Source organism: Winogradskyella sp., from assembly GCF_025210595.1.
In the GTDB taxonomy this organism is placed as follows: domain Bacteria; phylum Bacteroidota; class Bacteroidia; order Flavobacteriales; family Flavobacteriaceae; genus Winogradskyella.
In genome coordinates this window covers 1-14,562 of sequence record NZ_JAOARH010000112.1, presented here as the reverse complement: position 1 = coordinate 14,562, position 14,562 = coordinate 1, and the positions used below count along the sequence as shown (strand labels likewise).

The following is a 14,562-nucleotide window of genomic DNA, read 5'->3' as shown; positions in this document are numbered from 1 at the left end:
GCTTATTTATTTTTCTTTCTTATTTGGTTATTCTTGTTTTTATCAAAAACGTAATCTATAACTTCTTGATGTCTTGTTTTAGAACGGACAGAACTTCCTGCTGCTGGTGCACCATATGGTCTCCTAGTTGCAGCTCTCCATTGTCTAGTTTCTTCTAAATGCATTAACATATGGCCATAAGCTCCCATATTACGAGGCTCTTCTTGTGCCCAAACGACATCATTTGCATTTTTATATTTTTCAAGAATAGTTCTAATCACATCAACTGGGAGCGGGAACAATTGCTCTACTCTTACTAAAGCAACATCTTCTCTTCCGAGTTTTTCTTGTTCTTCTAATAAATCGTAATAGAATTTACCTGTAACAAAAACCAATGTTTTTATTTTATCAGCTTTAGCACTAGCATCATCTATAATCATTTTAAAGCTTCCATTTACAAAATCCTCTACTTTTGAAACCACTTTAGGGTGACGCAGCAAACTTTTTGGTGTAAACACTACTAAAGGTTTTCTATAATTGGCTTTCATTTGCTTACGCAACAAGTGAAACATATTAGCTGGCGTTGTACAATCTGCAACAAACATATTATCCTTTGCACAAACTTGTAAATAACGCTCCATACGACCAGATGAATGCTCTGCTCCTTGCCCTTCATAACCATGAGGTAGCAACATCACTAACCCGTTAGATGTTTTCCATTTATCTTCACCAGAAGAAATATATTGGTCTATCATTATCTGAGCTCCATTACTAAAGTCTCCAAATTGTGCTTCCCAAATGGTTAATGTATTAGGACTTGCCATAGCATAGCCATAATCAAAACCTACAACACCGTATTCTGATAATAATGAATTATAAATTGTAAATTCCCCTTGATTTTCTGAAATATTATTTAATAAAACTATTTCTTCTTCACTATCCTCAACTTTAACTACTGCATGACGATGCGAAAATGTACCACGCTCTACATCTTGCCCTGAAATTCTAACATTAAATCCTTCATTTAATAAAGACCCATAAGCTAAATGCTCTGCCATAGCCCAATCTAACTTGTCTTGATTAAACATGGTTTGTCTAATCTCGACTAATTTCTGGATTTTACGGAAAAACTTTTTATCCTTTGGAAGACTAGAAATTACTTTGGTTACATTCTCTAAAACATCTCTAGACACTGTAGTATCTACATCTTTCATCATTTCTACCTCAGTAACACGATTTAAACCTTTCCATTCTTCTTTCATAAATGGAGTAATTTCGGTTTTATCTTCCTTACGAGAGTCTACTAGTTTTTCTTCGAGCTTATCTTTGTATTTCTGCTCTATATATTTTACATAACCTTCATCTATAACACCTTCGCTAATTAAGCGTTGTGCATAAATATCTCTTGGGTTACTATGCTTTGCAATAGCCTTATATAGTAATGGCTGGGTAAACTTAGGCTCGTCACCTTCGTTATGACCATACTTTCTGTAACCTAATAGATCAATAAAGACATCGCGCTTAAATTTCATTCTAAAATGCAATGCAAAAAGCGCAGCATGTACTACAGCTTCTGCATCATCTGCATTAACGTGTAATACAGGAGACAATGTTACTTTAGCAATATCTGTACAATAGGTACTAGAACGTGCATCTAAATAATTGGTTGTAAACCCAATTTGATTGTTTACTACAATATGAATGGTACCATTGGTTTTATAACCATCTAGCTGAGCCATTTGCACAACTTCGTAAACCAATCCTTGTCCAGCAATTGCAGCATCTCCATGCACAACTATAGGCAATACCTGTGAAGCATCAGTGATTTCCTTTTTATCTTGCTTGGCTCTTGTTATACCTTGCACAACAGCACCAACAGTTTCTAAATGTGATGGGTTTGGTGCAATATTTAAGTTAATTTTTTTGTTATTATAGGTTTCTCTATTACTAGTCCAACCTAAGTGGTATTTTACATCACCATCAAAAACCTGCTCTTCATAATCCTTACCATCAAACTCACTAAATATATCTTTGGCTGATTTTCCAAAAATATTAGTTAGAGTACTTAAACGACCACGATGTGCCATTCCCATAACAAATTCCTTAACACCTTCATCAGCAGCACGCTCTATTATAGCATCTACAGCAGGAATTAGAGATTCGTTCCCTTCTAAAGAAAAACGCTTTTGACCGACATATTTTGTATGAAGAAAAGACTCAAAAGCTACAGCTTCATTTAACTTTTTGAGAATGTATTTTTTTTCATCAGTAGTAAAATTACTGTGATTATCATTAACGTTTAGTTTGTTTTGAATCCATTCAATCTCATTTGGATTTCTAATATACATATACTCAACACCAATTGAATCGCAATAAATACGTTCTAAATGATCAATAATTTCTTGTAGCGTTGCAGTACCAATACCAATGATCTCACCAGCAGAAAACATTGTGCTAAGGTCATTTTTAGAGAGTCCGAAATTTTCGATTTCTAAAGTAGGAGCGTATTTTCTTCTAGCTCTTACAGGATTGGTTCTAGTAAATAGGTGACCTCTATTTCTGTAACCATCTATAAGTTTTACAACCTGAAATTCTTTTTGAAGTTGCTCAGGAATCTGTGTAGAAACACCTTCTACAATTTCACCTTCCATGCCATAATTTTCTGCACCAAAATCGTAACCTTGAAAAAAGGCACGCCAACTTGGTTCTATAGCATCAGGATTTTTTAAGTATTGGTCATACAAGTCAGCAAAATACGCTGTATGCGCTGCGTTGAGAAAGGAATATTTATCCATTATTTATATGAGACATTGTCGTTTCAACAAAATTTCTTCAAAAATACAACATTTACTACATATAGAAATGCTTTTGTTATATTTATAACTTATATAGATTTAAGAATTATTAAGATGATAAAAATTAGAATAAACATCTCTAAAATATTTATTTTTAGCTGTATTCTTATGACTTTTTTTGAGTATTCTGCAAATGCGCAAAGTGCAGATGAAAACACTTTTTGGAAAAATGTTCAGTTTAGTGGTGGTGTTGGTTTAAATTTTGGAGATAGATTTTTTAGTGGTGTTATTGCACCAAATGCTCTATATAACTTTAATCCGTATGTATCTACTGGTATAGGACTTAATTTTCAATACAGCTCTCAGCGTAATGCGTTTAAATCTACAGTTGTAGGAGGAAATGTAATAGGCTTATTTAATCCATATAGAGAATTACAACTTTCTACTGAGTTTGAACAACTGTATGTTAACCGAGATTTTGATGAACAGTTTGTTTCAAATGTAGATGACAGTTATTGGTATCCTGCTTTATTTTTAGGAGCTGGTTATAGAAATGGGAATATTACCTTTGGCATTAGATATGATGTGTTTTATGATGAAGACAAAAGCATACAAAACCAAGCTTGGATGCCATTTGTAAGGTTTTGGTTTTAAACAAAAAGAAACTTTTTCAATTGTTACAGTATTATATCTACAAAGGCAACACCGATTTTCCATCATTAATATGCGCTGCAAGTTCATTTAAACTTGTACATTCAAGACGTTTTAATATCTGTTGCTTTTCTCTAAAAACCAAATGATGAAGCGAACATGGATTATCAACATTACATTCATTTAAGCTTAATAAGCAAGAATTCATTCTATCCTCACCATCAATCGCATTAATGATTTGAATCACTTTCACTTGTCTATTTTTTTCATTTAAATAAAAGCCACCTTTTGGCCCTTTGTGAGAAGACACTAAGTCTAATTTAGATAAGGTTTGCAAAATTTTAGCAATATAATGCTTAGGTACATTAATTGGTTCTGCAATATCCTTAATCATTATTTTTTGATCTTCTGATGAATGAACTGCTAAATATAAAACAGCTTTTATGGCATATTTTGTTGAATTTGAAAACATAGATAAAAATAATTGCACAAATATAAAAGAAGATGTTTTTATCTTAAATATGATTTTTATCATATTTTATCTTTCTAAGTAAAATTACATTTGCCCATACAAAACCATAGCCTTATGAAAATTATATCGCAACTATTATTATGCCTAACATTTCTATTTGTTTTTTCTTGTGGGAACAATGAAAAAAAACCTGAAGTAGATTACGGCAAAAAAACACCTGCTAAAACAGAAAGCAAAGAACCAGCATCTAAACGAAAAGACTTAAACAACAAAGGCGTTGGCCCAATAACTTCGGTAGATTTACCTTTAGTAGTAGATCAAGAAATGGCAGCTGAAGGAAAAGTTATTTATGAAAAAATGTGTACTGCATGTCACAAAATAGATAAAAAATTTATTGGCCCATCACCAAAAGGAATATTAGAACGTCGTACTCCTGAATGGGTTATGAACATGATTCTTAGCCCTGAAGTCATGGTGAAAGATGATCCTCTTGCTAAAGATTTACTTATTGAGTTTAATGGTTCGCCTATGGCCAATCAAAACTTAACCAAAGAAGAAGCTAGAGCTGTCCTAGAATATTTTAGAACACTCTAAACCTCAATTAAAACACTAAAACAGAAAACCAATGAAAACACTAATCAAATCATTATTATTGTTTGCGTTTTTTGGGTGTTTTGTAGCTTGTAATAACTCTGCAAAAACATCTGAAACAACAACAAATGATACTGCTACTAATGAAGCTTCTACAGAAAAAACTGGTCAAGCTTTTATTAAAGACGAAGGAGGCACTCCAAACGCATTACAGTTAGCAATTCAGTCAGAAGATCATTCAACATTAGTTGCTGCTGTGCAAGCAGCTGGTGTAGAAAATGCACTTGTAAATGTTGGTCCATTAACGGTATTTGCACCTAATAATGGCGCATTTGCTAAAATAGACGAAGCAACATTAAATGACTTGCTTAAACCTGAAAATAAAGAAAAACTTGCTTTTATTTTAACACATCACGTAGCACCAGCTAATTACCCTATTGATATGTTAAAAAAGAATGCTGAAAAAGGACGTAAACTTTATATGGCCTCTGGAAAATATTTAGAAGTTACCGAAAAAGACGGCGATCTATTTATAGGTGGAGTAAAGATATTAGGCACTGTAAATGTAAGTAACGGTTGGGTTCATGTTACTGAAGATGTTATCCTACCAAAAGACTAATTAAATCAACTAATTAAAATTAAGATTATATGAATAAAATAGGTAAATATGTATTAGGTATTACTGCTCTAATCTTTATGACAAATTGCGGTAATAACAATAATACAAGTAGTAATTCTGGCGCTCTGTCTTCTAGCAAGGCCGAAAAAGTATATGTTGCGCCTGGTGAACATGATGAGTACTATGCTTTCTTTTCTGGAGGTTATAGTGGTAATATTACTGTGGCAGGTCTTCCTAGTGGACGTATGTTAAAAGAAATCCCTGTATTTTCTCAATTCCCAACTTCAGGATATGGATATTCTGAAGAAACTAAACCAATGTTAAATACATCTTTTGGCTTTGTACCTTGGGGAGATGCTCACCACCCAGATATATCACAAACTAATGGTGAGTTAGATGGTCGTTGGATTTTTATTAACGAAAATAACACACCTCGTATTGCTCGTATTAGTCTTGCAACGTTTGAAACTGAGGAAATAATTGAACTACCAAATAGTGCAGGTAATCACGCCTCTTCGTTTGTAACAGAAAACACAGAGTATATCGTTGCAGGTACACGTTTTGCAGTACCTAATCCACAACGCGACATGCCAATTAGTGAGATGAAAGGTAAATTTAAAGGCCCTCTTTCTTTTGTAAGCATTGCTGAAAACGGAAGAATGAATCTTGACTTTCAATTAGACATGCCAGGTTTTAATTATGATTTGGCACATCCAGGACGTAATAAATCTCATGGATGGTTCTTCTTTACTAGTTATAACACAGAGGAAGCTAATACATTAATGGAAGTAAACGCTTCTCAAAATGATAAAGATTTTATTGCAGCTATAAACTGGCAAAAAGTTGCAGAATACGTTAAAAATGGTGGTGGTAAAAAAGCACCTGGTATTTATGCTCATAATATCTATGATGAAAAAACACATACTGCTACATCTACTATGAAAGAAGGTGTAACAATGGTTGATCCTAGAGAGGTTGAAGGTGCTGTATTCTATATTCCTATTCCAAAATCACCACACGGTTGTGACGTTGATCCATCTGGTCAATATATTATTGGTAGTGGTAAATTATCGACCGACTTAAGTGTTTATGATTTTGATAAAATTCAAACTGCTATAGCTAATAAGGATTACGAAGGAGATTCTTACGGCATTCCTATCCTTAGCTACGAAAACACATTAGCTGGTGTTGTTAAACAACCTGGATTAGGACCTTTACATACAGAGTTTGACGGTAAAGGAAATGCTTACACAACATTCTTTATCTCTTCTGAAGTTGTAAAATGGAAACTTGGCACTTGGGAAGTTTTAGACAGACAACCAACTTTCTATTCAGTAGGTCACCTTATGATTCCTGGTGGTAATTCTCGTAAACCATTTGGTAAATACATGGTTGCTATGAATAAAATCACAAAAGACCGTTACCTACCAACTGGTCCAGAACTAGAACACTCTGCACAATTGTATGATATTTCTGGAGACAAAATGGAACTATTATCAGATTTCCCAACTCATGGTGAACCTCACTATGCTGCTGGTATAAGAGCTGACATCATTAAAGATCAAAGTAAAAAATATTACGAATTATCTGAAAATGAACATCCATATGCTGCTAAGAGCGAAAGCGAAGCTAAAGTTACACGTAATGGTAATGAAGTACACATTAACATGACCATGATTCGTAGTCACTTTGCACCAGATAACATTGAAGGTGTAAAAGTAGGAGATAAAGTATATCTTCATATGACTAACTTAGAACAAGATTTTGATGTACCACACGGATTCTCAATTATTGGCGCTAATACATCAGAAATTTTAGTAATGCCAGGACAAACTAAAACCATAGTTTGGGAACCTAAACGAGAAGGTGTTTGGCCTTTCTATTGTACTGATTTCTGTTCTGCATTACACCAAGAAATGCAAGGATACATAAGAGTATCTCCTGCAAATTCTAATACGCCTCTTAAATTTACATTAGATGAATAATAGAGTTAAATAGTTTTAGTGTTAAAAAATGTTATTTAACTCAATATGGGCGAGTAGAAATAACTCGCCCATTCTTTTAAATTATAGTTTATGAAACATCTATAGTAACACAACAACAATAAGAAAATTATTGTTTTTTGATGTCCATAAGAAAAATAGCACACAAACAACAAACACAAACACACATGAAATCCGCAAGCATCATAATGATTTTGGGCTCTGCTCTATTATTGGGATTATTTGTATTTCCTTTATGGAGTATTGAATTAGAAGCACCACAATACCCAAGTGGTATTGGAATGAATATTCATCTCGATGGACTTCAAGGAAAAGAAAAGCACGATTTACAAAATATAGATGGGCTTAACCACTATATTGGCATGCGTAAATTACCTAAACCAGAAGAAATGTGGGAGTTTTCAGCCTTTCCTAAAATAGTAGGTGGTATGGCAGCTTTAGGCATCTTAATTGGTTTATTAGGGTTAATAAAAGGAATTTCACCTAAATGGTTTCTTGGTTGGTTAATTCTTATGTGTGTATTAGGTGTATTAGGTATGTATGATTTTAACGAATGGATGATAGATTACGGTACAAATTTAGACCCTAAAGCTATAATGAAAATGACAGATGCAGATGGAAACCCATTAAGTTATAAACCACCTTTATTTGGAACCAAACATATTCTTAACTTTGTAGCACATTCTTATCCAAGCATAGGTGCCTATATGATGGGCTTGGGTATGTTTCTTACTTTTGTTGCATACTGGATAGGAAATAAAAGAGTAAAAGCATGAAATATTTAGGTCTTTTAATAGTGATTTTTACATTTGTTAGCTGTAGCAAAGCTCCTGAGCCAATTAATTACGGATCAGACATGTGCCACTATTGTAAAATGACCATAGTAACCAAAACACATGCTGCGCAAATGGTAACAAGTAAAGGCAAACAATATAAGTTCGACGCTATTGAATGTATGATTAGATTCTTAGACGACAGACAAGAACTTATTGAAAAAAGCAACCTTTTAATTACTGATTACAATTCCCCTGGCATTATGACCAATGCTAAAACCGCTGGTTATTTAGTATGTGATGAAATCACCAGCCCAATGGGAGCAAACCTTACAGGCTTTAGTTCTATAGAACAAGCAAAAACAAAAATTGATAATAGCTCTGCAGAATATTATGACTGGAATGGTATTTTCAAAAAACTTAACTAAATTAAGGGCATGAAAATACAAATAAGTATTATTCTGCTATTTATAATTTCAATCCGTTTTGCCGCATCACAGACAGTTACTGTTTGCAAAACGGGTTGCGATTATAAAACCATACAAACTGCAGTTGATAGCTCAAACAGCGGAGGCAAAATCTTCATTAAATCAGGTCTCTACAAAGAGTCTAATATTATTATTTATAAAAAATCACTTCATATCTCAGGTGAAGAAGGTACTATTATAGACACACAAAATAATGGTTATGGCTTTTCGGTAGAAGCTACAGATATCATTATAAAAAATTTAACCATAAAAAATATTGAAGTCAGTTATACAAAAGAATATGCTGCAATTCTTCTTTTTAAATCTTACGACTTCGTTATAGAAAACATTACTGTAGAAAAAGGTTTTTTTGGATTTTTAATTCAGAAATCTAAAGACGGTATAATTAATAATAACACCATTTCTGGTGAAGGGTTGGCAGAAGCAGACTCTGGTAATGCTATACATCTTTGGCATTGTGAAAATGTAAAAATCACCAATAACGATGTTAGAAGAATGCGAGACGGTATTTATCTAGAATTTGGAAATAGCTCATACATATCAAACAACTACTCTACTGAAAATATGCGTTATGGTCTGCATTTTATGTTTTCTAACAACAACACTTACGAAAACAATATCTTTGAAAACAATGGTGCAGGAGTAGCTGTAATGTTTTCAAAAAAAATAAAAATGTTCAATAACATATTTAAAAAAAATTGGGGAACAGCTTCCTATGGTATTCTCTTAAAAGAAATTAATGACGCAGAGTTAAAGCATAATATTTTTGAAGATAATACTATTGGTATTAATGCAGATGGTACTAACCGAATAACATATACTGAGAATATTTTTAAAAACAATGGCTATGCCGTAAAAGTACATGGTGCATGTTACGACAACATTTACACACGCAATAATTTCCTTTACAATTCATTTGACTTATCCTATTCAGGTAACCTAAACAGTAATAAGTTCGAAAAAAATTATTGGAGTAACTATACAGGATATGACCTAGATAAAGATGGTTTTGGAGATATACCCTACAGACCTGTAAAATTATTTTCATACTTAGTAAACAGAACACCAGAGAGTATTGTTTTACTTCGTAGTTTATTTATAGATATCATAGATTTTTCAGAAAAAGTATCGCCAGTTTTTACACCAGAAAATCTTATTGACAACCAACCCTTAATGACTGAAGTTACATGGTAGAAATAACAGATATATATAAAAAGTTTGGCAAAAATAATGTTCTTAATGGTATTAATTTATCTATAAAAGAAGGTGGTATTTTTGCTGTACTTGGCCCTAATGGCTCTGGAAAAACCACAATTATAAAAACCATACTTGGTATGGTAATACCAGACAGCGGAAGTATTAAAGTATTGGGCACTGACATTAAAAGTAGCTCAGACTATCGTCATAAAATAGATTACCTACCTCAAATAGCAAATTTCCCTAGCAACTTAAAGGTTAACGAGCTTATTAAAATGATTAAGGATTTAAGAGGTAATACAGATGCAGACCAACATCTAATAGAAAAATTCAAATTAGAACCCTTTCTAAACAAAAAGCTAGGGACATTATCTGGCGGAACTAAGCAAAAGGTTAATATTGTTTTAACCTTTATGTTTAATAGCCCAATCATAATTTTAGACGAACCAACAACAGGTTTAGACCCTATTTCACTAATTAGATTGAAAGAACTAATTCAAAATGAAAAAGAAAAAGGAAAAACCATTTTAATAACATCTCATATTATGAGTTTTGTTGAAGAAGTTTCAGATAATATTGTATTTATTCTCGAAGGTAAAATATACTTTAAAGGCAGTATTGCAGAGCTAAAAGCTAAAACAAAACAAGAAGATTTTGAGCATGCCATTGCTAACATTTTAACCGAAAACCATGCTTAAAATATTAAAATATAGTTTTTTTGACCTAATGCGTAGTAGCTGGAGTTATGTCTACTTCACATTTTATCTTTTACTAGGAATTGTACTGTTATTTCTTAATAACGACCTATCTAAAGCTGTCATCACATTAATGAATGTTATTATTGTTTTAGTGCCATTAATTGGCACTATATTCGGTGTAATGTATTATTATAATTCTAAAGAATTTACAGAGCTATTGCTTGCTCAACCTCTAAAACGGTCTTCGATTTTTTTAGGACAATATTTAGGTGTAGCTATATCGCTCTCTATGAGTTTAATCCTTGGTCTAGGCTTACCTTTTATTGCCTATGGTTTATTTAAATCTAATGCTATTTGGGATTTTTCGCTTTTATTAATTGTTGGTATTTTCTTAACATTTATATTTAGTGCTTTAGCCTTTAACATTGCGCTTTCTAACGAAAATAAAATTAAGGGCTTTGGCTATGCTATATTAATGTGGCTGTTCTTAGCAATTATCTACGATGGCCTGTTTTTAATGTCTCTTATTATATTTGAAGATTATCCATTAGACAAGATTTCCTTAATTGGCACCATGCTAAACCCCATAGATTTATCTAGAACACTAATATTATTAAAATTAGACATCTCAGCTTTATTAGGTTATACAGGTGCTGTATTCAAACAATTTTTCGGCACAAATTTTGGATTAATTGTTTCTTTTTTAACACTTGGTATTTGGGTAGGTTTACCAGTTTTCAGAATTTTGCGTAAGTCTAAGAAAAAAGATTTTTAATAATGAAATCAAAACCCATTCATATACTATTATTCTTCATAATTATAATGATGCTTGGGTGTAAAAAAAATAATAGCTCAACATCCAAATCTTTAGCTATACCTGAAGGTTTAGTTTTTAATGATGGTGATAAATGGGTTGTTAACGAAGCAACGCATATTGGAATGAAACGTATTGATTCCATTTTAAAAAACAACACATCTTTAAACGGTAAAGTACTTGGAGATGCCATTTCTAAAGAAACTAGCTTTATTATAAAAAGCTGTGACATGACTGGTAAAGCCCACGATCAACTACACGTTATTTTAGTACCCATTTTAGAAGAAACAACCGATATTAAAGATGTAAATGACGCTACTATTTTTAAAGATAAAGCAGCATATATTAAACGTTTAGTCAACACCTATTTTGAATATTTTAAAGCTTAAATTAACTGACAAATATCAGCTAATTTAAGATAAAAATGTCCGAAATTAGCACCATGATAATTAAGATTACATATAAACTCACAGCGTTGCTATTAACGTTTATATTATTAGCTAATAATATAAATAACGTTATTATAGTAACCGATTTTGTAATCAACCAAGATTTTATCGCAAAAACGCTTTGTATTCAAAAGGAAGAACAAAAAGGTTGTAACGGTAAATGTCAATTAAAAAAAGAATTAACCGAGAGTAATAGCAAACAAAATTCTAATAACACTATTCCTGAACAAAATAGAATACGTTTAGACTTATTTGTTGTTAACTCTATTACTAATTCAGACAATTCCTCTGAAAATTTAGATAAAATATTAAAAAGCCAAATCACTTTTAGTATAGAGCAATCTACCATATCTAAATTCTACGATATTGATACTCCTCCACCAAATTTAAGCTAAGTACTCTTAATTTGTGCATTAATAGCACAGCTCTATTCTTCCTAACGCTTCAAAAAAGCATTTAGGCAAGAAAACAACATCAATAAATCAAACAAATAACATTAAGAATTAGAGTTAAACAACAACTCAAATTCTTAATACCACTTAGATTAAATTTAAACACAATGAAACTAAAATATATATTAACACTAGCCATATTTACACTTATTTTTTCATGCTCATCAGATGATAATGATGATAACACTTCTGCTAATGAAGTTGAAGGCTTACTACTAGTAAAAGAAATTGTTAACGGAGATCAGACTATAGAACTTTTTAACAAAAAGGGCATGTTTGAAACAGGTTATAATAACATTAGCATAAGGATAAAAGACAATACTAATGGCACTTATTTTGAAAATGCTGAGCTTTCTTGGATGCCAATGATGCAAATGCCAATGATGCAACATTCTTGCCCTAGATCTGCTATAACAAAGGCAGCAGGAAAAAACACAGTCTATGAAGGTTTTATTATTTATCAAATGACCAATGCAGATAATACTGGCTGGTCACTAACCATAGACTACACAATAGATGGTGTAGAATATAATGCTACAGACACCATAAGTGTTGTACAATACGAAAACCAAAACGTAACAAGTTTTACGGGAAGCGATGATACAAGATACATTTTAGCATTAATAGAGCCAAAAAATCCTAGCATAGCCATAAACGAAATGAAAGTAGGTCTATATAAAATGGAAAACATGATGACTTTTCCGGTAGTAGAAGATTACACAATTACCTTAGACCCTCGTATGCCAGGAATGGGAAATCATAGCTCACCAAACAATACAGATTTAACATATAATAATGCAGATAACTTCTATTACGGAAATTTATCGCTAACCATGACAGGTTATTGGAAACTGAACCTTAAACTAATGAACTCTAATGATGAGATCTTAAAAGGTGAAAATGTTACTGAAGGTAATGAAGCAAGTAGCTTATATCTAGAATTAGAGTTTTAACTCAAATAGCTTTTACTGTTGCCAAAAAATCTAGTAAAGTCGAGACAAAAAATCGCTCGACTTTGCTTGATTTGGCAAAACACTCCACATCAATTCAATATTTTTTCAACTATGAAAAAGCTAATTACCGTAATAATTTGCTCTCTTTTTTCAATTTATGGATTTGGCCAAGATAAAAAAGAAGAACAAAAACAAGATACCACAAAACTAGATGAAGTCCTTATTGTTACAAGACGTAAGTTAAGCAATAACAGGCAAGAGAAAACACTTTCTAGTATTGACGATTACTTAGAAAAATCTAACAAGGTAACCATGATTAAACGTGGTAATTATGCTTGGGAGCCAACTATAAATAATATGGTTAGTGATAGATTAGTTGTAACCATTGATGGTATGCAAATTTTTGGTGCTTGTACAGATAAAATGGATCCTATCACATCTTATGTAGATGTATCTAATTTAGAAAAAGTAACTATTGGTTCTGGACAAGAAGGAACTGAAAATGGACATTGTGTTGGTGGTGGTATAGATTTACAATTACCTACATCAAAATTTAATGATTCTGGTCTTAAAACAAGTACAGATTTAGGTTACGAAACCAATGGTAATTTTTTTGCAACAGGTCTCGATTTAGAATATTCTAGCGAAAAATTCTTCATTAGTACAGATGGAATTTTTAGAAAATCTGAAAATTATGATGCTGGTAACAATAAAGAAATTTTATATTCTCAATTTCAAAAGTATAATATCTCTTTACAAACAGGTTATAAATTTTCAGACACGCATAGTATAGATGCTAATATTATTTACGACAGAGCAACAGACGTAGGTTATCCTGCACTACCAATGGATGTCTCACTTGCTGAAGCTTTAATTAGCTCTGTAACGCACTATTATAAACCCATAGATAAAAACTTAAAATCTATTGAAACCAAGTTATATTTTAATACTATAACACATATTATGGACGACACTAAACGTCCTGTTGTACCAATACGTATGGATATGCCTGGTTGGAGTGACACCTATGGTTTTTATAGTAAAGCTCATTTTTTAAAGAATAGACATCATCTAACATTCAATGTTAACGGGTTTTATAATAAATCGCTTGCAGAAATGACTATGTTCTCTAACAATCCTAATGAGCCAGATATGTTTATGTACACCTGGCCAGACATTAGAACGTTATACACAGGGTTTTTTGCAAAAGATAATTGGTATATAAATAAACATAACACACTTTCTTCTTCTTTAAGACTAGGTTATCACCATAATAATATAGCTAAAGAAGTTGGTGTGGAAAGCCTTCAAATATTCCATCCTAATGTAGATGATAAGCAAAATCGTTTTTTGATAAGTTTAGCAACAGAATATCAATTAAAAAAAGAAAATTCTAACTTTTCTTTTGGTTTAGGATATGGTGAACGTGCACCTTCTGTTAGCGAAGGTTATGGCTTCTTTTTATTTAACAGTTTTGATAATTATGATTATATCGGCAATCCTAATTTAAAAGATGAAAAAGCTTTAGAAGCAAATCTAAGTTACTCTAAAACCTATAAAGATTTTAAAATTGGTATAGAATCTTCTTATTTCTACATTATGGATTACATTATCGGAGATATTGCTCC

General features: G+C 32.1%; 15 protein-coding genes. 13 read left to right on the top strand and 2 right to left on the bottom strand.

The annotated features are described in order from the left end of the window. Positions 1-2 precede the first annotated feature (2 nt). Positions 3-2,774: a 2-oxoglutarate dehydrogenase E1 component gene (locus N4A42_RS11745; protein WP_294074216.1), complete on the bottom strand. Its 2,772-nt coding sequence runs from the start codon at positions 2,772-2,774 to the stop codon at positions 3-5. Between the two features lie 114 nt (positions 2,775-2,888). On the opposite strand from N4A42_RS11745, the gene N4A42_RS11740 reads away from it, so the two are divergent. Continuing rightward, positions 2,889-3,428 (top strand): alpha-ketoglutarate decarboxylase, encoded by a 540-nt coding sequence (locus N4A42_RS11740; protein ID WP_294074214.1) that lies wholly within the window; start codon positions 2,889-2,891, stop codon positions 3,426-3,428. Between the two features lie 37 nt (positions 3,429-3,465). Here the strand turns inward: N4A42_RS11740 and N4A42_RS11735 are convergent, their stop codons facing one another. Continuing rightward, positions 3,466-3,960, bottom strand: coding sequence for an Rrf2 family transcriptional regulator (locus tag N4A42_RS11735; protein WP_294074212.1), 495 nt, complete (start codon positions 3,958-3,960; stop codon positions 3,466-3,468). 51 nt (positions 3,961-4,011) lie between these two features. Between N4A42_RS11735 and N4A42_RS11730 the strand changes: the two genes are divergently transcribed. The 12 genes from N4A42_RS11730 to N4A42_RS11675 form a co-directional block, all read left to right on the top strand. Beyond that, positions 4,012-4,491: a cytochrome c gene (locus tag N4A42_RS11730; protein WP_294074210.1), complete on the top strand. Its 480-nt coding sequence runs from the start codon at positions 4,012-4,014 to the stop codon at positions 4,489-4,491. 31 nt (positions 4,492-4,522) lie between these two features. Continuing rightward, positions 4,523-5,107, top strand: a complete 585-nt coding sequence (locus tag N4A42_RS11725; RefSeq protein ID WP_294074208.1) for a fasciclin domain-containing protein — start codon at positions 4,523-4,525, stop codon at positions 5,105-5,107. 29 nt (positions 5,108-5,136) lie between these two features. Continuing rightward, positions 5,137-7,092 (top strand): Sec-dependent nitrous-oxide reductase, encoded by a 1,956-nt coding sequence (nosZ, locus tag N4A42_RS11720; protein WP_294074206.1) that lies wholly within the window; start codon positions 5,137-5,139, stop codon positions 7,090-7,092. A 185-nt stretch (positions 7,093-7,277) separates the two neighbouring features. Next, positions 7,278-7,886 (top strand): hypothetical protein, encoded by a 609-nt coding sequence (locus tag N4A42_RS11715; RefSeq protein ID WP_294074204.1) that lies wholly within the window; start codon positions 7,278-7,280, stop codon positions 7,884-7,886. Beyond that, positions 7,883-8,311 (top strand): nitrous oxide reductase accessory protein NosL, encoded by a 429-nt coding sequence (locus N4A42_RS11710; protein WP_294074202.1) that lies wholly within the window; start codon positions 7,883-7,885, stop codon positions 8,309-8,311. The genes N4A42_RS11715 and N4A42_RS11710 overlap by 4 nt, the downstream gene beginning before the upstream one ends. A 9-nt stretch (positions 8,312-8,320) precedes the next feature. Next, positions 8,321-9,565: a nitrous oxide reductase family maturation protein NosD gene (locus tag N4A42_RS11705; RefSeq protein ID WP_294074200.1), complete on the top strand. Its 1,245-nt coding sequence runs from the start codon at positions 8,321-8,323 to the stop codon at positions 9,563-9,565. Further along, positions 9,559-10,266, top strand: a complete 708-nt coding sequence (locus N4A42_RS11700) for an ABC transporter ATP-binding protein (protein WP_294074198.1) — start codon at positions 9,559-9,561, stop codon at positions 10,264-10,266. Before N4A42_RS11705 ends, N4A42_RS11700 begins: the two co-directional genes overlap by 7 nt. After that, positions 10,259-11,041 (top strand): ABC transporter permease, encoded by a 783-nt coding sequence (locus tag N4A42_RS11695; RefSeq protein WP_294074196.1) that lies wholly within the window; start codon positions 10,259-10,261, stop codon positions 11,039-11,041. The genes N4A42_RS11700 and N4A42_RS11695 overlap by 8 nt, the downstream gene beginning before the upstream one ends. Before the next feature lie 2 nt (positions 11,042-11,043). Then, positions 11,044-11,469, top strand: a complete 426-nt coding sequence (locus tag N4A42_RS11690; protein ID WP_294074194.1) for a hypothetical protein — start codon at positions 11,044-11,046, stop codon at positions 11,467-11,469. A 53-nt stretch (positions 11,470-11,522) separates the two neighbouring features. Continuing rightward, positions 11,523-11,924: a hypothetical protein gene (locus tag N4A42_RS11685; RefSeq protein ID WP_294074191.1), complete on the top strand. Its 402-nt coding sequence runs from the start codon at positions 11,523-11,525 to the stop codon at positions 11,922-11,924. A gap of 164 nt (positions 11,925-12,088) precedes the next feature. Next, positions 12,089-12,934, top strand: coding sequence for a hypothetical protein (locus tag N4A42_RS11680; RefSeq protein WP_294074189.1), 846 nt, complete (start codon positions 12,089-12,091; stop codon positions 12,932-12,934). 111 nt (positions 12,935-13,045) lie between these two features. After that, a partial coding sequence (locus tag N4A42_RS11675; RefSeq protein ID WP_294074187.1) for a TonB-dependent receptor occupies positions 13,046-14,562 on the top strand: 1,517 nt, incomplete at its 3' end.